We start from the raw sequence: 650 nt of genomic DNA, 5'->3' as shown, positions 1-650 counted from the left end.
AGCGCGGCGTTGCGCTGGTCGGCCTCGATGCGCATGCCCGGGGCGGGGCCGGCATCGGCGTGGGCCTCGTAGGCGAGGGGATCGTGCACCTCCTGCGGCCGGCGCCCGGCCCGGCGCAGCCGGTCGATCGCCCGGCGCTGGGTGATGGCGCGCAGCCATGGCAGGAAGGGCCGCGCCGGGTCGTAGCTCGCCCGCGCCTTGTGGATCGTCAGCAGCGTGTCCTGCACCACGTCGTCGACCGCCTCGCCGCGCACCCCTTGCGCGCGGGCGATGCCCGCGATCACCGGCAGGCAGGCATTGAGCAGCCGGCGATAGGCCGCCGCATCGCCCCCCTGCGCCGCGGCCATCGCCGTCGCCAGACTGTCCTCGAGCGCCATCGCCGCCCTGTCGCCGCGTCGTGTCCCGGACCCTAGCGCAACGCGGCCCCCGGGGGAACGCGCCGGCAGCGGTGGAACCGGGCCGATGGCGGGCAGGTACATCGGCAAGCCTCGCGGGAGACGTCGGGCGCCCATCGCCCGCGCTCGTCTTCGCCGAGGAACGCGCGACGGTTACGCTCGGGCGGCCGGCCCGAGCCGCGCCGCGCCGAGGATCCGCCCGTCGGCGCCCTGCACGATCACCGCGGCGTCGGCGCCGGCCGGCAGCGGCACCTC

The 650-nt window shown here is 77.4% G+C and carries 1 protein-coding gene; it reads right to left on the bottom strand.

Annotated elements, in window-relative coordinates:
• Nucleotides 1-377, bottom strand: a 377-nt coding sequence (locus tag FV223_RS29335) for a sigma-70 family RNA polymerase sigma factor (protein WP_147730076.1), incomplete at its 3' end; no start/stop codon positions are given.
• Between the last annotated feature and the right edge of the window lie 273 nt (nt 378-650).

It is taken from the genome of Methylobacterium sp. WL116 (assembly GCF_008039455.1).
GTDB lineage: Bacteria > Pseudomonadota > Alphaproteobacteria > Rhizobiales > Beijerinckiaceae > Methylobacterium.
Note: the sequence above shows the minus strand (reverse complement) of the source record. Positions and strands in the feature narration are given on the sequence as shown.